General features: G+C 66.2%; 18 protein-coding genes and 1 riboswitch. Of the genes, 10 read left to right on the top strand and 8 right to left on the bottom strand.

The window, feature by feature from the left end; all coding sequences use genetic code 11:
* Positions 1-2: 2 nt before the first annotated feature.
* A complete protein-coding gene (locus G7Z99_RS07830; protein ID WP_181092997.1) occupies positions 3-293 on the top strand; it encodes a PA4642 family protein in 291 nt (96 codons plus the stop codon).
* A gap of 53 nt (positions 294-346) precedes the next feature.
* Here G7Z99_RS07830 and mqo read toward each other — a convergent pair whose 3' ends face one another.
* Together mqo and G7Z99_RS07820 are read right to left on the bottom strand one after the other, a co-directional pair.
* A complete protein-coding gene (gene mqo, locus G7Z99_RS07825) occupies positions 347-1,852 on the bottom strand; it encodes a malate dehydrogenase (quinone) (RefSeq protein ID WP_181092996.1) in 1,506 nt (501 codons plus the stop codon).
* A gap of 612 nt (positions 1,853-2,464) precedes the next feature.
* The gene (locus tag G7Z99_RS07820) at positions 2,465-2,698 is read right to left on the bottom strand and encodes a hypothetical protein (RefSeq protein ID WP_181092995.1); all 234 of its coding nucleotides are present in this window, start codon (positions 2,696-2,698) and stop codon (positions 2,465-2,467) included.
* A gap of 145 nt (positions 2,699-2,843) precedes the next feature.
* Between G7Z99_RS07820 and G7Z99_RS07815 the strand changes: the two genes are divergently transcribed.
* A complete protein-coding gene (locus tag G7Z99_RS07815; RefSeq protein ID WP_181092994.1) occupies positions 2,844-3,428 on the top strand; it encodes a YajG family lipoprotein in 585 nt (194 codons plus the stop codon).
* Positions 3,429-3,495: 67 nt separating this feature from the next.
* On the opposite strand, the gene G7Z99_RS07810 is transcribed toward G7Z99_RS07815, so the two are convergent.
* Positions 3,496-3,702, bottom strand: coding sequence for a hypothetical protein (locus G7Z99_RS07810; RefSeq protein WP_181092993.1), 207 nt, complete (start codon positions 3,700-3,702; stop codon positions 3,496-3,498).
* A gap of 143 nt (positions 3,703-3,845) precedes the next feature.
* Positions 3,846-5,009, bottom strand: coding sequence for a 1-acyl-sn-glycerol-3-phosphate acyltransferase (locus G7Z99_RS07805; protein ID WP_181092992.1), 1,164 nt, complete (start codon positions 5,007-5,009; stop codon positions 3,846-3,848).
* A 123-nt stretch (positions 5,010-5,132) separates the two neighbouring features.
* On the opposite strand from G7Z99_RS07805, the gene G7Z99_RS07800 reads away from it, so the two are divergent.
* The 4 genes from G7Z99_RS07800 (at position 5,133) to G7Z99_RS07785 (ending at position 7,128) form a co-directional block, all read left to right on the top strand.
* Positions 5,133-5,318 (top strand): CPXCG motif-containing cysteine-rich protein, encoded by a 186-nt coding sequence (locus G7Z99_RS07800; protein ID WP_181092991.1) that lies wholly within the window; start codon positions 5,133-5,135, stop codon positions 5,316-5,318.
* Positions 5,318-5,578 carry a putative signal transducing protein gene (locus tag G7Z99_RS07795; protein WP_181092990.1) on the top strand — a complete coding sequence of 87 codons (261 nt, stop codon included), beginning with the start codon at positions 5,318-5,320 and terminating at the stop codon, positions 5,576-5,578. Before G7Z99_RS07800 ends, G7Z99_RS07795 begins: the two co-directional genes overlap by 1 nt.
* Before the next feature lie 15 nt (positions 5,579-5,593).
* On the top strand, positions 5,594-6,217 hold the full coding sequence (locus G7Z99_RS07790) for an SOS response-associated peptidase (protein ID WP_181092989.1): 624 nt from the start codon (positions 5,594-5,596) through the stop codon (positions 6,215-6,217).
* Positions 6,218-6,312: 95 nt separating this feature from the next.
* Positions 6,313-7,128, top strand: a complete 816-nt coding sequence (locus G7Z99_RS07785; protein WP_181092988.1) for a M48 family metallopeptidase — start codon at positions 6,313-6,315, stop codon at positions 7,126-7,128.
* A 99-nt stretch (positions 7,129-7,227) separates the two neighbouring features.
* Here the strand turns inward: G7Z99_RS07785 and G7Z99_RS07780 are convergent, their stop codons facing one another.
* The 3 genes from G7Z99_RS07780 to G7Z99_RS07770 all read right to left on the bottom strand — a co-directional run bounded on the left by G7Z99_RS07780 (position 7,228) and on the right by G7Z99_RS07770 (position 10,069).
* Positions 7,228-7,812, bottom strand: a complete 585-nt coding sequence (locus G7Z99_RS07780) for a TMEM165/GDT1 family protein (RefSeq protein WP_181092987.1) — start codon at positions 7,810-7,812, stop codon at positions 7,228-7,230.
* 87 nt (positions 7,813-7,899) lie between these two features.
* Positions 7,900-8,020: riboswitch (yybP-ykoY riboswitch) on the bottom strand.
* 38 nt (positions 8,021-8,058) lie between these two features.
* A complete protein-coding gene (locus G7Z99_RS07775; protein WP_181092986.1) occupies positions 8,059-9,057 on the bottom strand; it encodes a class I SAM-dependent methyltransferase in 999 nt (332 codons plus the stop codon).
* 49 nt (positions 9,058-9,106) lie between these two features.
* On the bottom strand, positions 9,107-10,069 hold the full coding sequence (locus G7Z99_RS07770; RefSeq protein WP_181092985.1) for a 2-hydroxyacid dehydrogenase: 963 nt from the start codon (positions 10,067-10,069) through the stop codon (positions 9,107-9,109).
* 285 nt (positions 10,070-10,354) lie between these two features.
* On the opposite strand from G7Z99_RS07770, the gene G7Z99_RS07765 reads away from it, so the two are divergent.
* From G7Z99_RS07765 to G7Z99_RS07750, 4 genes are all read left to right on the top strand, one after another.
* Positions 10,355-12,229: a DUF1302 domain-containing protein gene (locus G7Z99_RS07765; RefSeq protein WP_181092984.1), complete on the top strand. Its 1,875-nt coding sequence runs from the start codon at positions 10,355-10,357 to the stop codon at positions 12,227-12,229.
* 148 nt (positions 12,230-12,377) lie between these two features.
* Complete coding sequence (locus G7Z99_RS07760; protein ID WP_181092983.1) at positions 12,378-13,985, top strand: tetratricopeptide repeat protein; 1,608 nt, start codon at positions 12,378-12,380, stop codon at positions 13,983-13,985.
* Positions 13,982-14,674, top strand: coding sequence for a sensor histidine kinase (locus G7Z99_RS07755; protein WP_181092982.1), 693 nt, complete (start codon positions 13,982-13,984; stop codon positions 14,672-14,674). Before G7Z99_RS07760 ends, G7Z99_RS07755 begins: the two co-directional genes overlap by 4 nt.
* 119 nt (positions 14,675-14,793) lie before the next feature.
* A complete protein-coding gene (locus tag G7Z99_RS07750) occupies positions 14,794-15,495 on the top strand; it encodes an OmpA family protein (RefSeq protein ID WP_181092981.1) in 702 nt (233 codons plus the stop codon).
* Positions 15,496-15,774: 279 nt separating this feature from the next.
* Here G7Z99_RS07750 and pta read toward each other — a convergent pair whose 3' ends face one another.
* The gene (gene pta, locus G7Z99_RS07745; protein ID WP_181092980.1) at positions 15,775-17,862 is read right to left on the bottom strand and encodes a phosphate acetyltransferase; all 2,088 of its coding nucleotides are present in this window, start codon (positions 17,860-17,862) and stop codon (positions 15,775-15,777) included.
* Positions 17,863-17,884 lie beyond the last annotated feature (22 nt).

Below are 17,884 nucleotides of genomic sequence, written 5' to 3'. Positions count from 1 at the left end.
CAATGCGTAAAGACAAGAAACAGGTGATTGGCGATGAGATCAGCGACGATTACGTGAAGTCGTTCCTGGTGTTCGAGCCTGCCGACGACGTGACGTCGCCTTCGCTGCACAAGCTGGTCAAGGCCTATCGCGGGTTGCGGATCGACGACTTCGAGCGGTTCGTGCGTTTCTTCAAGGAGGCGGGGCTGGACCTGGACGGCAAGGACGAGCAGGGCAGGACGTTCGTCGAGGTCATCGCCGATCAGCGCAATGCACCGGACTACATCCAGGTCATCGAGAACGCGCGCGGCTGATGCCGTGAGCCGGCCTCGGCGCGTGAGTCCACGCGCGAGGCCGGCAGCAGGGCTCAGGCCGGCTGGGTAGTGTGGTCCTGGGCGACCAGCTGCAGGGCTTCGTCGTTGTAGGCACTGACCTTGCGGTACAGCTCGGCATCCAGCGCCAGCGCCTTCTCGCGTGCCGGGAAGATCTCGTCGAGCTTGTGCTTCCAGGCGCCATTGGCCTGCTCCGGGAAACAGCGCTGCAGCAGGTCGAGCATGATCGACACCGTCACCGATGCGCCTGGCGAGGCGCCCAGCAAGGCGGCCAGGCTGCCATCGGCGGCCGAGACCAGCTCGGTGCCGAACTGCAGCACGCCCCCTTTCTTCGGGTCCTTCTTGATGATCTGCACGCGCTGGCCGGCCACTTCCAGGCGCCAGTCTTCGGCACGGGCCTCAGGGTAGAAGCGACGCAGGGCTTCCAGGCGCTGCTCCATGGACTGCATCACCTCGCTGACCAGGTACTTGGTCAGGTCCATGTTGTCACGCGCCACGGCCAGCATCGGGCCGATGTTGCCCAGGCGCACCGACAGCGGCAGGTCGAGCAGCGAGCCATGCTTGAGGAACTTGGTGGTGAAGCCCGCGTACGGGCCGAACAGCAGCGACTTCTTGCCATCGACCACGCGGGTGTCGAGGTGCGGCACCGACATGGGCGGCGCGCCCACGGCCGCTTGGCTGTAGACCTTGGCCTGGTGCTGGCGGACGATCTCGGGGTTGTCGCAGCGCAACCACTGGCCGCTGACCGGGAAGCCGCCAAAGCCCTTGCTCTCGGGAATGCCCGAGGCCTGCAGCAGGGGCAGGGCGGCGCCTCCCGCGCCGAGGAAGACGAAGCGGGCGTCCACTTCACGGCTGCTGCCGCTGTTGACGTCCTTGATGGCGACGGTCCAGCCGCTGCCATTGCGGTGCAGGCCGACGACCTTCTTGCTGTACTTGACCTGGGCGTCGGGCATGCCGCTCAGCAGAGTGAGCAGCTTGTTGGTCAGGGCACCGAAGTTGACGTCGGTGCCGCGGGCCACGCGGGTGGCGGCGATGTGCTGGTCGGCCGGGCGGCCGGGCATCATCAGCGGCATCCAGGCGTTCATCTTCGCCTTGTCTTCGGTGTATTCCATGTCGGCGAAGGCATGATGCTGGCTGAGCAGCTCGAAGCGCTTGCGCAGGAACGCCACGCCCTTGTCACCTTCGACGTAGCTCAGGTGCGGGACGGGGTTGATGAAATCACGGGGCGAGCCGAAGTTGCCCTGCTGGCTCAGGTAGGCCCAGAACTGACGGGACACCTCGAACTGGGCATTGATGTGCACGGCTTTCTTGATGTCGATGCTGCCATCGGCCGCCTGCGGCGTGTAGTTCAGCTCGCACAGGCCGGCGTGGCCCGTACCTGCGTTGTTCCAGGGGTTGGAGCTCTCCGCCGCGCCGGAGTCCATCGCCTCGACGACCTCCAGTCGGATCGAGGGATCGAGTTCCTTGAGCAGCACGGCCAGGGTGGCACTCATGATGCCCGCGCCTACCAGTACCACATCAACCGATTCGTTCTGCGACATTCCGCGTCTCCACACTCTACAGCCTAATTGACAGCACAGGATCCCTGGGGTGCCGGGGATCGCCATGTCCGATTGTTCGCAATGCCTGCCATTGCCACGGACACTCGCCAATCAGTCACAGCGCCCTTGCATTGAACGCTGGCTGCCGCCCTGCGGCAATTCGACCAATGGTCAAGATGTCCGGAATGCGTCATGGTCCGCCCTCAGGCGGTGCCACCGGACGCGCTGGTGCATCGGTCGAAAAAGGCGTTACTGCGGACTTCGACAGCTATTGCACTTGCCAGACTGTTCATTCTGCTCGCCACACTCTTGTGAAGTTGTGAATTACCCGTTGTTTCACGCTCTTCTGGAGGCGTGAACCTCTGAAAGTGGGCCGTGCGATGACGACCCGCAGGGTCGAGCCGGGCCGAACGCGTGAAAACGCGCGCGAAGGCCGATGCAAGACCTGTCGTGGAAGGCTCTCTGTGGGCGAAGTCAGGAGGTGCCGTTCGCGGGGAAGCGGCGTACTGCGGGGCCCGATCAGGAGACGTCCTTGTAATCGGGGGGAGATTATAACGATGTCGCGGGCAGAAAGGTCGTTATTCGCGGTTTAATTGTCGTTTTCCAGGCGCCTCACGCCGGCAACCCGCGCCTTGGCCAGTGTGTCTGCGGATGCGCCTGTGCCCGTGCGCTGGCAGGCAGCGGCAGCCCCAGCCAGCTCAGGCGCGTCTCCGTGACCTCCACCCAGCCGCTGCCGGCCGGTCGTTCGGCGCAGTGCTTGAAGGCCTGGCAATGGCCTTGGGCATCCAGGCGTGCATAGGCACGCAGGGTCGGGCGACGGGTCATCAGGTTCCAGAAAGCGAGCATGGCGGTCGGTCCTTGAACGAGCGGGTATGCACGTACGGTAACCTCCGGACCATGAACCCTGTATGACAGCCCTCGCGGGCCGATGGCCGCTCATCGGGCGGCTGGGTATACTGTGGCCTTTGCGGCCTTTTCTGGAGAAACGCGCATGTTGCAACGCCTGTTGTTCGGTTTGATCGCGGTGGCCAGCGTGAGCCTGGTCGGGTGTGCCCACAGCCCCCAACAACTCAGCCCGCAGCCTACCCTCAACGCGCAGCTGGCCGCTGTCGGCCGAGGCCAGCCCGTGGTCGTGCGTGTGGTGGATGGGCGTCAGAGCCAGTCCCTGGGCACCCGTGGCGGCCTGTACCCGGAAACCAGCACCATCAGCGTCAGTGGCAACGACGTCGTGCCCAAGTTGCAGGCCCAGGCCGAAGCGGCCGTGCGCCTGCTGGGCTTCACGCCGACCGCCAATGCCTACAATGCGCCTCAGCTGACCGTGACCCTGGCCGAGCTCAAGTACCAGTCGCCCAAGGACAAGATGTACGTCACCGAGGCCACCATCGGCGCCACCTTCCGTGCGGACGTGAACAATGCCGGCCGTCGCTACAACGGTCGCTACGGTGCGTCGCTGGACCAGCGCTTCGGCATGGCGCCGAACCAGGACACCAACACCAAGCTGGTCAGTGATGTGCTGAGCGATGCATTGACGCGCCTGTTCAAGGACCCGACCATCGGTCAGGTGCTGGCGCAGTAACACCTCTTCCTGCCTGACCTCGATCGTCGCTCGCCTTCAGGGCGGCGATCGCCCCCCGACGAACGTTTCAAGCCGCCTCGAAGGACCAGTCCAGCAGGCTGATGCCCGTCTGCGTGTCCACGTCCGGCAAGTCGTGGTGGGCATGCCCGCCCAGCACGCAGTACGTCAGCCAGCGGCGATCGTGAACGTTGATGGAAAAGCCATCGATCAAGGCCGATTGCTCGTCGCTGTGCGCGACTCGGTACAGGTGGTCCTGGTTCTCAGCGTGCAACATGATGGGCTCCCATGCGAAGAAGGCCGACAGCGTGGCCTCTTTGCATGACGAGCGTGTGACACTGACTTTTACTGCACAGCGAGCGGCGGGCACCTGCCATACCGGCCAGCGGCTGGAGACAGCGCAGGCTGTCCCCGACCTGCTCAGCGCTGCGTGGCTGCCTTGACCTGATACTGGTTGCGTACCGGCGTCGCGTACTGCTCGATGAGGTAGGGCTGGTGCTCGACGGGGCAGGCGTCCAGGCGGCGCTGCCACTCGGCCCGTGCGGTCGCCAGTTCGTCCTTGTCGAACAGGCGCTCGGCCGTCGGCACGCCGAGCGCGGGGTCTGCCTCGGCCCACATTCCATAGGCCAGGTAGTGGGCCGGGAACAGCCGGTAGCCGGCCAGGATCTGGCGATCGACTTCCTGGGCCAGTTGCTTGGTGTCCTCGAACGCCGCGGCGACCGGCGTGGCGAAGTGGATGTGCACCCGGCCCTTGTAGCCGGTGATGCCCTTGGCGATGCTCGAGTCGTCTTCGCCAGGCACCTTGGTGTAGCCCCCGGTGGTCGCGCGGATGTACAGCTCACGCGCCTTGTCCAGGTCGCACGGGTCGTATTCGTAGCTGATCGAGACAGGTGTGAGGTGCAGGCTCTGGATCACCTCGCCGAACGGTTCGTCCTTGCGGCTCATGTGGAACATCTTGAGGATCGCCGAGTCGGTGCGGTCATCGCCGTCCTTGGCACGCCCTTCGGCCTGGGCGATCCAGATCGACACGCAGTCGTGGCGGATCGAGTGGTTGATGTAGGCCGACAGCAACTGGTAGGCCGCCAGCTTTTCGCGCCGGCCCGTGAGCGAGCGGTGCACGATGAAGCTCTTGTTCAGGCGCATCATGTCGCTGACGAAAGGCTTCTGCAGCAGGTTGTCGCCGATCGCGATCCGCGGCGTCGGCAGGCCGGCATGGTAGACGGCATAGTTGACGAAGGCCGGGTCCATCACGATGTCGCGGTGGTTGGCCAGGAACAGGTAGGCCGTGCCGGACTTGAGCTGCTCGACCCCGGTATAGGTCACGCCATCGGTGGCGCGCTCGATGGTCTGGTCGACATAGTGCTCGACCTTGTCTTGCAACGTGGCCACGCTGTCGACGCCTGCGAATTCCTTGCGCAGGCGACGGGCGATCAGGGGTTTGAGCAGCCAGCCCAGGGCCCCCGCCGCGCGTGGGAAGCGGAAGTGGGTGAGGATGTCGAGGAAGGCCGCGTCGCTGAACAACCGTGCCAGCACGGCAGGGACCTCAGCGTCGTCGTATGGTCGGATGGCATCGAATTCGCCCATCATGCTCTCTTGTTGGAAACGACTAAGGTAGAAGGTGATCACCGCTGCCGGCAAACGGATGCGAAACGGCGCGGTCTACAGGCAGACCGGTAATTATACGCATAAGTCATCCCCGAGGCCGCGATGCTCGAAGAAGCGTTCTACGACTGCCCCTACTGTGGCGAAGCGGTGACCACGTCCGTCGACCTCTCTGGCGGCGATCAGACCTACATCGAAGACTGCCAGGTGTGCTGTCGACCGATCGTGTTCACCCTGCAGGTGCAGGGCGACGACTGGAGCCTGGAGACGCGCAGCGAGGACGACGCCTGATGCAGCGCATCTACGACCCGGAAAACCTCATGGAGGCGCAGTTGCTCATCGACATGCTGGCCAGCGAGGGTGTGGTCGTGCACCTGGCGGGGCGGCACCTGACCGGGGCGCTCGGCGAGCTGCCGGTGCACGGTCTGCTGGCCCTGGCTGTCGCCGATGAGGACGCCGAGCGCGCACGTGCGCTGATCGCCGCGTACACTACCGCGCAGCCACTGGCCGGTGACGAACCGGAGAGTTTTTCTGCCACCTTGATCTGTTAGGCCCCCCACGCCCCCATGTCTGGACGTTATGCACTGTTTCGCTGGTCGCCCACCTTCACGGCGCTGCCTGGTTTCCCCAGTCAACAGCCGCCGCGCTGGAACATCGCCCCCGGTGCGCAGGTGCTCATCCAGCGCCTGCTCGAAGGCCAGCTGCACGTGGCGCGCGCGCGCTGGGGCCTGACCCCGTCCTGGCTCACCGACCTGTCGCGCACGCCGGCCCATGCCCGTGCCGAAACCCTGGCCGACCAGCCGATGTTTCGCGGCGCCTTCGAAGCGCGCCGCTGCCTGATGCCGGCCAACGGGTTCTACGAGTGGCGAGGCAGTGTCCGCAAGCGGCCCTACTGGCTGACGGACGGGCAGGGCGGCGTGCTGGCCTTCGCCGCCATCTGGGAGGCCTACCCGGTGCAGGACCAGGTCTGGCTGAGCTGCGCGATGGTCACCCAGGCCGCCATGAACCAGCGTCGCCCGTTGCTGCTCGACGCAGCCGCGCAAGCCGCCTGGCTCGACCCGCAGACGCCGATGCCCCGGTTGCACGAACTGCTCGCCCAGCCGCCAGCGAGCCTGCGTGAGCGCCTGCTCGCCAACTTCGTCAACGACCCGGCGCTGGACGGCCCCGAGTGCCTGACCCCGGCTTCGTGATGCAGGTCGCACGCGCGACGCGAACCGCTGCATGGCGCTGGCTTGAACGCGGCGTTACGCCTAGGATACGCGGCACGTAAAAAGGGAGTGTTTTCATGCGCAAGTCATTCGTCGCCAGCGCCTTGGGCGCCAGCATCCTGCTCGCCGGCTGTCAGGCCGTGAACACCACCAGCGGCGGAGCCGTGGGGGTGGAGCGCAAGCAGTACATGTTCAGCATGCTGTCGACCGATGAGGTCAACACGATGTACGCCCAGTCCTACCAGCAGACCTTGAGCGAGGCGTCGAGCAAGGGGGCGCTGGAGAAGAGCAGCGTCAACGCCAAGCGGGTCCAGCGCATCGCCGATCGCCTGATCGCCCAGGCGCCGCTGTTCCGCCCCGACGCGGCGCAGTGGAAGTGGGAGGTCAACCTGATCGACAGCGATGAGCTCAACGCCAACTGCGGCCCTGGCGGCAAGATCATCGTCTACAGCGGCCTGATCGAGAAGCTCAACCTCACCGACGATGAGTTGGCCGCCGTGATGGGCCACGAGATCGCCCACGCCTTGCGCGAGCATGGCCGTGAAGCCATGTCCAAGGCCTACGGCGTGCAGATGGCGCGCCAGGGTGCTGGCGCGATCTTCGGCCTGGGTGAAACCAGCCTCGCACTGGCCGACAAGGTCGTCGAGTACTCCTTGACCCTGCCCAACAGCCGTTCCAACGAGAACGAAGCCGACCTGATCGGCCTGGAGCTCTCGGCCCGCGCCGGTTACAACCCGAACGCCGCCATCACCCTGTGGAACAAGATGACCCAGGCTTCCAACGGCGCGCCGCCCGAGTTCATGAGCACTCACCCGGCCTCGAGCAGCCGCATCGCCTCGTTGCAGGCGGCCATTCCCAAGGTCATGCCGCTGTATCAGGCGGCCAAGAAGTAGTCGAGCTGTGTGGCGAGCTTCACGCCGAGCATGGCGTGCGAGCGTCTTCGAGCGGACCGTGCCCTAAGGCGCTACCAGCTGCTGGCTCGCCACCTGCCGCTACACCCATCCACTGCTCTGCATCGCCGCATAGACCGCCACGGCGGCTAGCACGAAGAACGCAGCCGCGGCCAGGCGACGGATCAGCGTCAGCGGCAGGCGATCGGCGGCGAAGTTGCCGGCCAGCACCACGGGCACGTTGGCGATCAGCATGCCGAGGGTGGTGCCGATGATGACCATGATCAGGTAGGGATACTGCGCGGCCAGCATGACCGTGGCGACCTGGGTCTTGTCGCCGATCTCGGCCAGGAAGAACGCGATCAGGGTCGTCAGGAAGGGGCCGAAGCGGCGCGCCGTGGAGGCTTCGTCGTCGTCGAGCTTGTCCGGCACCAGTGTCCACAGGGCCGTGGCCGTGAAGCTGGCGGCCAGGATCCAGTGCAGGACGCTGTCGCTGAAGAAGTCCCCGACCCAGGCGCCCACCGCGCCTGCTGCCGCATGGTTAGCCAAGGTGGCGGCGACGATGCCGGCGATGATCGGCCAGGGTTTGCGAAAGCGGGCCGCGAGCACGAGCGCGAGCAACTGCGTCTTGTCGCCGATTTCGGCGAGCGCAACGATGGCGGTGGGGACGAGCAACGATTCCAGCATCAGGATTCCTACAGGGGCGGGTCGACACGGCTATGACACGAACAGCCTCCCCGCCCCGGGTAAGGTGTGCGTGTCATAGGTCTTGTCGAACCCTGGATCCGTCTGTGCGGACCGTGGGTCGTACGCGCCATGGTCTGTGGACCAAGCATGTTGACGCGTACCGGGCGAGCAGGGCGCTCGCGGGAGACTACTCCCCTAGGACGGGGCGGATTCTGCCCAGTTGCAGCGCGTTGGGCAAGCCCTGTTTCAGCTGCGCCGTGCACTGTAGATCTTGAACCCTTGGCCCTCGCCCAGGACCTGGCACTGGCCCAAGGCCTGCTCGATCAGCGGTTGATAGCGCAGGAAGCTGTTGGCAACCAAGCGCAGTTCGCCGCCTTTTCGCAGGTATTCGTGGGAAGTTTTCAGCAATTTCTCCGCCGCTTCGTAGTGGGTGTGTACCCCGCTGTGGAACGGCGGGTTGCTGAGAATGAGCATCAGCTCTCGAGGGGCGGCCTCGATACCATCCCCGCTGAGCACCTCGCCGTCCAGCCCGTTGGCCGCCAGGGTCATGCGACTGCTGGCCACGGCGAAGGCATCGACGTCCAGCAGGGTCACGTCGCTGTCCGGGTAGCGACGTTTGATCACTGCCCCCAGCACGCCTGCACCACAGCCGAAGTCGAGCACCTTGCCGCGCGGCAGGCCCTCCAGATGTGCCAGCAACAACGCCGTGCCCTTGTCCAGGCGCCCGTGACTGAAGACACCTGGCAGGCTGACCACCTGCAGCGGGCCGTCCTCCAGAGGCAGCTCGAAGCGTTCGGCCAACTGCTCCAGAGGCGTGGCTGCCGGTGCGTTGTCCACCTCCACCTGCCAGAGCTGGCAATGCCGGGCGCTGTCGAGCTTGCGCGGCTTGCCGAAGCGATGCAGCTGCTTGGCCGCGCCTTCGATGCCGCCGCGCTTTTCACCGACCAGGTAAAGCGTGCCGGTCTTCATCCGGCCGGCCAGCGTGTCGAGCAGATAGGCCGACAGGTCACGCGATTTGGGCAGGAACAGCACGGCACTGTCGAAGGCCTGTGTGCCCGGTACGACGCCATGGTGGACCCGCCCGGCAAAGCGCTGCTCGAGCCGGGCCAGATCGCCGGCATGCCAGGTCCAGCCATGGGCCTGAGGCAGTCGACCGAGCAGGTCGTCGGGAGGGAGGCCGGCCAGCAGGACATGGCCCTGGAAAAGCTCGGCCTGACGAAGCAGCACTTCACTGCGCGGGTCCATGACGGTATCTCCTGGAAAAAGCGCGCAGTTTATCAGAGCCGCCCCAGGTCTAGACCACGCGACGTGGCTGCCCGTCGAAGAAGCCGCGGGCGTTCTCGGCGAGCTGGCCGACGATGCGCTGGCGCGCTTCGACGGCGCCCCAGGCGCTGTGCGGCGTGACGATCAGGCGTGGAACGTCGGGTTCGAGCAGGGGGTTGCCTGCCACGGGCGGCTCGGTGCTGAGCACGTCGGTGGCCGCGCCTCCCAGATGGCCGTTGCGCAAGGCATCGGCCAGGGCCTGCTCGTCGATCAGGCCACCGCGCGCAGTGTTCACCACCAGCGCGCCGGGTTTGAGCAAGGCCAGTTCACGGGCGCCGAGCATGCCCTGGGTATGCGCGTTCAAGGGGCAGTGCAGGGTCAGGGCGTCCACCTGGGGCAGCAGCACGTCCAGTGGCACTCGGTCGGGCCGCGCCGGCCGTCCAGGGATCTGCCCGCTGAGCACACGCATGCCGAACGCCTCGGCCAGCCGCGCCACCGCACCGCCCAGTTCGCCATGGCCGAGCAGGCCGAGCGTCTTGCCTTCCAGCTCGACGATGGGGAAGTCCAGCAGACAGAACTGACGCGCCTGCGCCCAGCGACCCTCGGCCACGGCCTGCTGGTAATCGCACAGGCGTGTGGCCAGGGCCAGCAGCAGGGCCAGGGTGTGTTGGGCGACCGAGGGCGTGCCGTAGCCCTGGCAGTTGCACACCGTGATGCCCTGCGCGTGGGCTGCCTGCAGGTCGACGTTGTTGGTGCCGGTGGCGGCGACCAGGATCAGCTCGAGCTGCGGGTTGGCATTCAGGACGGCGGCGTCGAGCACCACCTTGTTGCTGATCACCACCGTGGCGCCCCGCAGGCGCTCGGCGACCTGCTCGGGCGCCGTGGTGGCATGCAGCGTGAAGGTCTCGAAGGCCTGCTCCAGGGGCGAGAGGTCGAGGTCCCCCAGGTCGAGGGAGTGGTGATCGAGGAACACGGCGTGACGGGGACTTGGCATGCGAACTCCGCTGGCGAAAGGGCAGAGATGGACAGTGGCGCAGGGGAGGGGCGTTTGACAAGCCTGGTGGACACGTCGCAGGCCTTGGGGCGGTCTGGTCGAATCGGTCTTCGGCCATTGGCAGGGCGCGTCGTGGCAGCCTTTCCAGGCACGATGTCCAACGCGCTGCGATGGTCTCCCGCTACACTGCGCCCGGCAACGTCCGCCGTCCGTCGTGGTCAGACCTCCGGGCCGGACGATGACCGCGCCCTCAGCCTGCACCGCCCCTGATCTGGAGAACCGTCGATGACACCCGCCCCCGCCCGCTGGCGCCGCGCCCGCCTGCCACTGGCCATCAGCCTGGCATCCTCGCTCGCCACGCCTGCGTTCGGCGTCAGCTTCAACATCGGCGAAGTGGAGGCGCAGCTGGACACCACGCTGTCGATCGGCGCCGGCTGGTCCACCGCCAAGCCGGACACGGGGTTGATCGGGGCCAACAACGGTGGCCGGGGGCTTGCGCCGATCAGCGACGATGGGCGGCAGAACTTCAAGCGCGGCGACACCTTTTCCAAGGTCTTCACCGGGCTGCATGGCCTGGAGCTGAAGTATGGCGACAGCGGTGTGTACCTGCAGGGCCGGTACTGGTACGACTTCGAGCTCAAGGACGAAGGCCGCCCGTTCAAGGACATCGGCGACTCACACCGTGCGCGCAGTGCCCGGCCCTCCGGGGTCGAGCTGCTCGAGGCGTTCGCCTATCATCACTACACCCTCGGTGAGCAGCCCGGCACGGTCCGGCTGGGCCGGCAGGTGGTGAACTGGGGCGAAGGCCTGTTCATCGGCGGCGGCCTCAATGCCATCAACCGGACCGACGTCAGTGCGTTCCGGCGGCCCGGCACTGACCTCAAGGACGGCCAGGCGCCCGTCAATCTGTTCTACGTGTCCCAGCAACTGACCGATGCCGTGTCGGCCGAGGCGTTCTACCAGCTTGACTGGGCACAGACCGACGGCGAGAACTGCGGCACGTTCTTCTCGCAGTCCGATGTCCTGGCCAATGGCTGCACCGACAACCTGCGCCTGCTCGACAGCCGGCGCGCCCTGTCAGCGGCCGACCGGACCCTGCTGGCGGGCCAGGGCGTGGACATCGACGACGAAGGGGTCAAGGTCGGCCGAGGCGTGGACCGCGACGCGCGGGACGGTGGCCAGTTCGGGCTGGCGCTGCACTACCTGTTCGAGCCGTTGGACACCGAGTTCGGGGCCTACGTCATGAACTACCACAGCCGGCTGCCGTTCCTGAGCGCCCGGCGGGCCTCCGCTTCCGCGCTGGCCGCGAGCCAGGCATTGCCCGAAGCGCTGCGCCCTCTGGCCGTGGCAGGTAGCGGCCGTTACGCCGTCGAGTACCCGGAGGACATTTGGCTCTACGGGGTCAGCTTCTCGACGACGTTGCCCGCAGGCCTGGCGTGGCGTGGCGAGCTGAGCTACCGGCCCAATGCGCCGGTGCAGCTCGCTAGCCATGACGTCCTGTTCGCCGCCCTGCGCCCCGTGGGCGGTACCCTGGCCAATGCGTCGGTGCTCGACGGGGCGGCCGGAGAGGCGATTGCAGGCTACCGACGCAAGGACGTCACGCAGTTCCAGACCTCGTTGACCCAGGTCTTCGACCAGGTCATGGGCGCTCGTCGCTTCACCGTGATGGGGGAGGTGGGCGTGACGTACGTGGGCGGCCTGGACAGCACCCGCCAGGCGCGCTATGGCCGGGATGCGGTGTTCGGCCCCGGCCCCCTGCCTGACGCGGGCGGTGCGGACACCTGTGCCGCGGTGAATGCCCGTACGTATGCCGGCTCGGGCCTGGGCGGCAGCGCCGACCCCGGCCGTCATTGCGAGAACGAGGGCTATACCACCCGTACTGCCTGGGGTTACCGCGCGCGCGCGGCCTGGACGTATGATGCGGTCTTCGCCGGCGTCGACCTGACCCCGAGCATCGCCTGGTCGCACGATGTGTCGGGCTATTCGCCCGGCCCGCAAGCGACGTTCGAGGAAGGCCGCAAGGCCGTGAGCCTGGGGCTGGACGCCGAATACCAGGACACCTACATGGCCAGCGTGGCCTATACCAATTTCTTCGGCGGCGCGTACAGCACGATGAGCGATCGTGATTTCCTGACGCTGAGCGTGGGCGTGAAGTTCTAGTCCTGCGCCCCTAAAAAAGGATGGCTCGACGCCATCAGGCGGCTGTGATGAAATCCGGCTCATCTTTTCTCGATGGCGGTCGATAGCCTGGATGGCGTCTGGCAACGGCATGCGCCATTTCCCTTCTACACCAGGACAGGTTGCGTAGATGCTGCAGTACGGGCAAAAATCCTTTCTGATCGTCGACGACTACACCGATTTCCGGACGTCGACGCGCTCCATGCTGCGCGAGCTCGGCGCTCGCGACGTGGACACCGCCGACAGCGGCGAACAGGCGCTGCGCCTGTGCGCGCAGAAGCGCTACGATTTCGTCCTTCAGGACTTCCACCTGGGCGATGGCAAGAAGAACGGCCAGCAGGTGCTCGAGGACCTGATCATCGACAAGCTGATCAGCCATGAGTGCGTGTTTCTCATGGTCACGGCCGAAAGCAGCCAGGCCATCGTGCTCAGCGCCATCGAGCACGAGCCCGACGCCTACCTCACCAAGCCGTTCAACCGCGTAGGGCTGGCCCAGCGGCTGGAGAAGCTGACCCAGCGCAAGGCCCTGCTCAAGCCGATCCTGCAGGCGCTGGACCGCGGCCGTCCGGGCGAAGTGCTGGCCGCCTGCGCCGAGCTGTGCAAGAAAGACCCTCGCTTTGCGCCGTTGTGCCTGCGCTACCGCGCCGATGCCATGCGCGACCTGAACCGCTTCGAGGAGCTGGAGAAGTTCCTCAAGGCGATCCTGGCCAGCCGCCCGCAGCCGTGGGCTTATGCCGCGCTGGGCAACCTCATGCACAAGCGGGGCAAGTACGGCCAGGCCCAGGGCGTCTTCGAACAAGCGCTCAAGGCCTTCCCGATCATGCCCAACCTGTACGACGGCATGGCCGAGGCGCTGGTGGCGCAGGGCGATACCCAGCGCGCGCAGACCTTGCTCGAGGAAGCCGTACGCCTCTCGCCCCTGGCGGTACGCCGCCAGTCGCTGCTGGGCAAGCTGGCGATGGAGAACGGCGACTTCGACGGCGCGGCCAGGGCCTTCCGCCAGGCGGTCAACCAGGGCAAGAGTTCGCGCTACAAGGACCCGGAGTGCAACCTGGGCCTGGCCCAGGCGCTGATGAGCCGTGGCGAGGCCCAGGGCCTGGATGCGCGGGCGCGGGTCGAGATCAACACCACGCTCAGCGAAGTGGCCAAGGAAAACGCCGACGATCCAGGCCTTCAGGTGCGTGCGCGCATGATGAAGGCGGCCAGCCTGCAGCAGGTCGGCGATCCCGACACGGCGCTCAAGCTGACCGAACAGGCCGTGCAGCGGCTGGAGAAGATGGACCAGTTCTTCTCCGTGGACGCCGCGCTGACCGTGGCTAAGCAACTGCAGCAACTGGGGCAGGGCGAGGCGGCCAACAACATTCTCAAGAGCTGCGTCGAAACCTATGGCGACGACCCGAAGGTCATGGACAGTGTCTCGCAGCTGACCGACGACCCGAGCGTGCTCACTGCCGTGACCCAGGCCGTCGAGCTCAACCGCCAAGGCGTGCGCAGTTACCAGGCCGGTGCGGTGCCACAGGCGCTGGACACCTTCCGGCGCGCGCTCGGCATGCAACCGAAGAACATCAGCATTGCCTTGAACACCACCCAGGCCTTGCTGCGGATCGCTGGCGACAAGCTATCCGATGACATCCTGCAAGAGTGCCGTCGTAGCCTCCAAGGCGTTTCGGGCATTCCCACCAGCGACAGCCGCTACGAACGCTACCGTAAACTGCACCTTCGAGTCTTTGGCGCATGAATCAGGAAAACCAGGGGCTGGATTTCTCCACGGTGATCGCCTCCACCGTACACGACATGAAAAACTCCCTGGCAGCGTTGATCCAGGCCCATGGCCAGTGGGTCGCGCGCATGCCGGAGGACCTGCGCAGCGGTGTCGAACATGGCGTGATCGAGCACGAGTTCGCCCACCTCAACAGCATGCTGGTGCAATTGCTGGGGCTGTACAAGCTGGGGGTCAACCAGTTGCCGGTGTGCCCGGACTACCACGAGCTGGATGACTTCATCGAGGCGCAGCTGGCCTTGCACCAGGATGTGCTGGTACAGCGCAACATCCAGGCCACGTGGCGCGTGGATGCCTTCAGCCCGCTGGGGTTCTTCGACCGCGAGCTGGTCGCCTCGGTGGTGGGCAACATGATCGACAACGCCGTTCGGCATGCCGGCCATGCCTTGCTGATGACCATCGACGAGGAGGACGAGCAGCTGGTCATCAGCATCAATGACGATGGCCCGGGCTACCCGCAGGCCATGCTCGATCGCCAGCAGGAGTTCATCCAGGGCATTGACCAGAGCAGCGGCAGCACGGGGTTGGGGTTGTACTTCGCCTCGCGTATCGCGGCGTTGCACGAGCGCGATGGCATCAAGGGGCGCATCGAGATCTCCAACGGTGGCAGCCTGGGCGGTGGCGTGTTCCGTCTGTTCCTGCCGTAAGCATCGCCGTCTCGGGTCCTGCGCCCTGGGCAAGGAATTTTTCTCCGCGATCACGATCCAAACCCGCACGGGCCTGCCAGAGGCCCCATGCACTTTTTGAATCGAGTAGGAGCTTGCCCATGTTCAACATGCAGCGTCTTGTCATCGCGGTCACGGCCGCGGCCGTGATGTCCGGTTGTGCCAGCCAGAACCCTTACACTGACCAAGGCCAGGCGTCGGGTGGCGTGAGCAAGACGGCCAAATACGGCGGGCTCGGCGCATTGGCCGGTGCCGTGGCAGGCGCGGCCATCGACCATAACCACCGTGGCAAGGGCGCGCTGATCGGCGCAGCGGCCGTAGGGGCGGCGGCGGCAGGTTATGGCTACTACGCCGACCGTCAGGAAGCCGCCTTGCGCGAAAGCATGGCCAACACGGGCGTGGAAGTGCAGCGCGAGGGCGACCAGATCAAGCTGATCATGCCGGGGAACATCACCTTCGCCACCGACTCGGCGAGCATCTCGCCCAGCTTCTACACCCCGCTCAACAACCTGGCCGGTTCGTTCAAGCAGTTCAACCAGAACACCATCGAAGTCGTCGGCTTCACCGACAGCACGGGCAGCCGTCAGCACAACATGGACCTGTCACAGCGCCGTGCCCAGGCGGTCAGCAGCTACCTGACCTCCCAGGGCGTCGACCCGTCGCGCGTCTCGGCCCGTGGTCTGGGCCCTGACCAACCGATCGCCAGCAACGGTGATGCCAACGGTCGTGCGCAGAACCGTCGCGTCGAGGTGAACCTCAAGCCGATCCCGGGGCAGAACTACCAGCAGCAAGGGCAACAGTAAGCCACGTCTCGTGCCGGTGCCGATCTTCGAGGAGGGCGGCGCTGGCCGGGCCCTCATCGCGGGCAAGCCCGCTCCCACAGGGGCCACTCGGTGGGCGGGTACCAGGTAGTCGATTGGAACGGAGGCCTGGGGAGCCTGCTGCCACAGGGGGCCACTCGGTGGGCGGGTACCACAGCCAGTTGATTGGAATGAAGGCCTGTGGGAGCTGGCTTGCCAGCGATTGCCATCGCGCCGTCACAGCCGCTCGCCCATCGATCCTTGCGTATGTCGGCCCCTCTCTCAGACCGTGCTCGCCTGAATCGCCGTCAAGGCGATGGTATGGACGATGTCATCCACCTGCGCGCCCCGTGGCAGGTCGTTCACCGGCTTGCGCAGCCCCTGCAGCATCGGCCCCAGACTCACGCAATCGGCGCTGCGCTGCACCGCCTTGTGCGTCGTGTTGCCCGTGTTCAGGTCGGGGAACACGAACACCGTGGCGCGCCCCGCCACCGGGCTGTCGGGTGCCAGCTGACGGGCGATGGCCGGGTTGGCCGCCGCGTCGTACTGCAGCGGGCCGTCGATCACCAGTGAGGCCTGGTCCTGTTGCGCCAGGCGCGTCGCCTCGCGAACCTTTTCCACCTCATCGTCGGTCACCGCCTGATCGCTGGAGTAACTGAGCATCGCCACCCGTGGCACGATGCCGAATGCCTGCGCCGAGGCCGCGCTCTGTCGGGCGATCTGCGCCAGTTCGTCGGCGTCCGGGTGCGGGTTCATCATGCAATCGCCATAGACCAGCACCTGCTCGGGAAACAGCATGAAGTACACCGACGACACCAGGCTGTTGCCCGGCGCGGTCTTGATCAGCTGCAGGGCGGGGCGGATGGTGTTGGCGGTCGAATGCACCAGCCCCGACACCAGCCCGTCGACCTCGTCCAGCGCCAGCATCATGGTCCCGATCACCACGGGGTCTTCCAGCTGCTGCTCGGCCATCGGGGCATTGAGGCTCTTGCTCTTGCGCAGGCGCACCATCGGTTCGACGTACTGCGCACGGATCTGGTCCGGGTCGAGAATCTCCAGGCCGGCCGGCAGCACGATGCCCTGGGCCTGGGCCACCGCCTGCACCTCGTCAGGCTTGGCCAGCAGCACGCAGCGCGCAATGCCACGCTCCTGGCAGATGGCCGCGGCCTGGATGGTCAGCGGCTCGGCGCCTTCCGGCAGGACGATGCGCTTGTCGGCCTGCCGCGCGCGCTGGATCAGCTGGTAGCGGAACACCGCCGGCGACAGGCGCAGCTCCCGAGGTGTACCGCAGCGCTGGTGCAGCCAGGCAGCGTCCAGGTGACTGGCGACGAAATCGGTGATGACTTCGGCGCGCTCTCGGTCATCCACCGGAATTTCCCGGTTCAACTGGTGCAGCTGGTTGGCGGTCTCGAACGAGCCGGTGCCGACCGACAGCAGTGGCAACCCGGCCTGCAAGGCGCCCTGGCACAACCCCAGGATGCGTGGGTCGGGCTTGCTGTCACTGGTCAGCAGCAGGCCTGCCAACGGCACGCCGTTGATCGCCGCCAGGCTCACCGCCAGGATGATGTCGTCGCGGTCGCCCGGCGTCACCACCAGGGTGCCCGGCTTGAGCAGGGGTACCGTGTTGGCCACGGTGCGCGCGCAGATGATCGTGGTGTTCATGCGCCGTTGCTCGTAGTCGCCGGCGTTGAGCACCTGCGCGCCCAGTAGCTCGGCCACATCGCGAGTGCGCGGTGCGTTGAGGTCGGCCTGGTACGGGATGCAGCCGAGCAGCCGGAAGTCATCCCCGCGCAGCAACGGCAAGTGCTCGCGCAGGCGGCTGGCGAAGGCCGGCATGCTCTCTTCGCTGCGCACCTTGTTCAGGATCACCCCCAGTACCTTCGGGTCGCGCGGGCCGCCGAACAGCTGCGCCTGCAACTCCACTCGGCCGGACAGCTCGCTGAGCGCCTCATGTTCGGCCGCCGACACCAGAATCACCTCGGCGTCGAGGCTCTTGGCCAGGTGCAGGTTGACCCGCGCGGCGTAGCTGGCGTGGCGCGTCGGCACCATGCCCTCGACCACCACCACGTCGTTGCCGATGCAGGCCTGCTGGTACAGGCGGATGATCTGCTCGAGCAGCTCGTCCAGCTGCCCTTCGCCGAGCATGCGTTCCACGTGCGACAGGCTCAAGGGCGTGGGCGGCCTGATGCCATGGGTGCGGGCCATCAGCTCGGTGGAGCGCTCCGGGCCGGTGTCCCCAGGGTGGGGTTGGGCGATCGGCTTGAAGAACCCGACCTTGAGGCCCGCGCGCTCCAGCACGCGGACCAGGCCCAGGCTGATGGAGGTCAGGCCGACACCGAAATCGGTCGGCGCGATGAAGAATGTCTGCATGCAGGCTCTCGAACGCAGCGAA

The sequence above is a fragment of the Pseudomonas entomophila genome, from assembly GCF_013523165.1.
Taxonomy (GTDB): domain Bacteria; phylum Pseudomonadota; class Gammaproteobacteria; order Pseudomonadales; family Pseudomonadaceae; genus Aquipseudomonas; species Aquipseudomonas entomophila_A.
This window is presented reverse-complemented; position numbering and strand designations above follow the sequence as displayed.

Coding starts and splice junctions, on each gene's coding strand:
- G7Z99_RS07830 (WP_181092997.1), top strand. CDS start 3: ATGCGTAAAGACAAGAAACAGGTGATTGGCGATGAGATCAGCGACGAT.
- mqo (WP_181092996.1), bottom strand. CDS start 1,852: ATGTCGCAGAACGAATCGGTTGATGTGGTACTGGTAGGCGCGGGCATC.
- G7Z99_RS07820 (WP_181092995.1), bottom strand. CDS start 2,698: ATGCTCGCTTTCTGGAACCTGATGACCCGTCGCCCGACCCTGCGTGCC.
- G7Z99_RS07815 (WP_181092994.1), top strand. CDS start 2,844: ATGTTGCAACGCCTGTTGTTCGGTTTGATCGCGGTGGCCAGCGTGAGC.
- G7Z99_RS07810 (WP_181092993.1), bottom strand. CDS start 3,702: ATGTTGCACGCTGAGAACCAGGACCACCTGTACCGAGTCGCGCACAGC.
- G7Z99_RS07805 (WP_181092992.1), bottom strand. CDS start 5,009: ATGGGCGAATTCGATGCCATCCGACCATACGACGACGCTGAGGTCCCT.
- G7Z99_RS07800 (WP_181092991.1), top strand. CDS start 5,133: ATGCTCGAAGAAGCGTTCTACGACTGCCCCTACTGTGGCGAAGCGGTG.
- G7Z99_RS07795 (WP_181092990.1), top strand. CDS start 5,318: ATGCAGCGCATCTACGACCCGGAAAACCTCATGGAGGCGCAGTTGCTC.
- G7Z99_RS07790 (WP_181092989.1), top strand. CDS start 5,594: ATGTCTGGACGTTATGCACTGTTTCGCTGGTCGCCCACCTTCACGGCG.
- G7Z99_RS07785 (WP_181092988.1), top strand. CDS start 6,313: ATGCGCAAGTCATTCGTCGCCAGCGCCTTGGGCGCCAGCATCCTGCTC.
- G7Z99_RS07780 (WP_181092987.1), bottom strand. CDS start 7,812: ATGCTGGAATCGTTGCTCGTCCCCACCGCCATCGTTGCGCTCGCCGAA.
- G7Z99_RS07775 (WP_181092986.1), bottom strand. CDS start 9,057: ATGGACCCGCGCAGTGAAGTGCTGCTTCGTCAGGCCGAGCTTTTCCAG.
- G7Z99_RS07770 (WP_181092985.1), bottom strand. CDS start 10,069: ATGCCAAGTCCCCGTCACGCCGTGTTCCTCGATCACCACTCCCTCGAC.
- G7Z99_RS07765 (WP_181092984.1), top strand. CDS start 10,355: ATGACACCCGCCCCCGCCCGCTGGCGCCGCGCCCGCCTGCCACTGGCC.
- G7Z99_RS07760 (WP_181092983.1), top strand. CDS start 12,378: ATGCTGCAGTACGGGCAAAAATCCTTTCTGATCGTCGACGACTACACC.
- G7Z99_RS07755 (WP_181092982.1), top strand. CDS start 13,982: ATGAATCAGGAAAACCAGGGGCTGGATTTCTCCACGGTGATCGCCTCC.
- G7Z99_RS07750 (WP_181092981.1), top strand. CDS start 14,794: ATGTTCAACATGCAGCGTCTTGTCATCGCGGTCACGGCCGCGGCCGTG.
- pta (WP_181092980.1), bottom strand. CDS start 17,862: ATGCAGACATTCTTCATCGCGCCGACCGATTTCGGTGTCGGCCTGACC.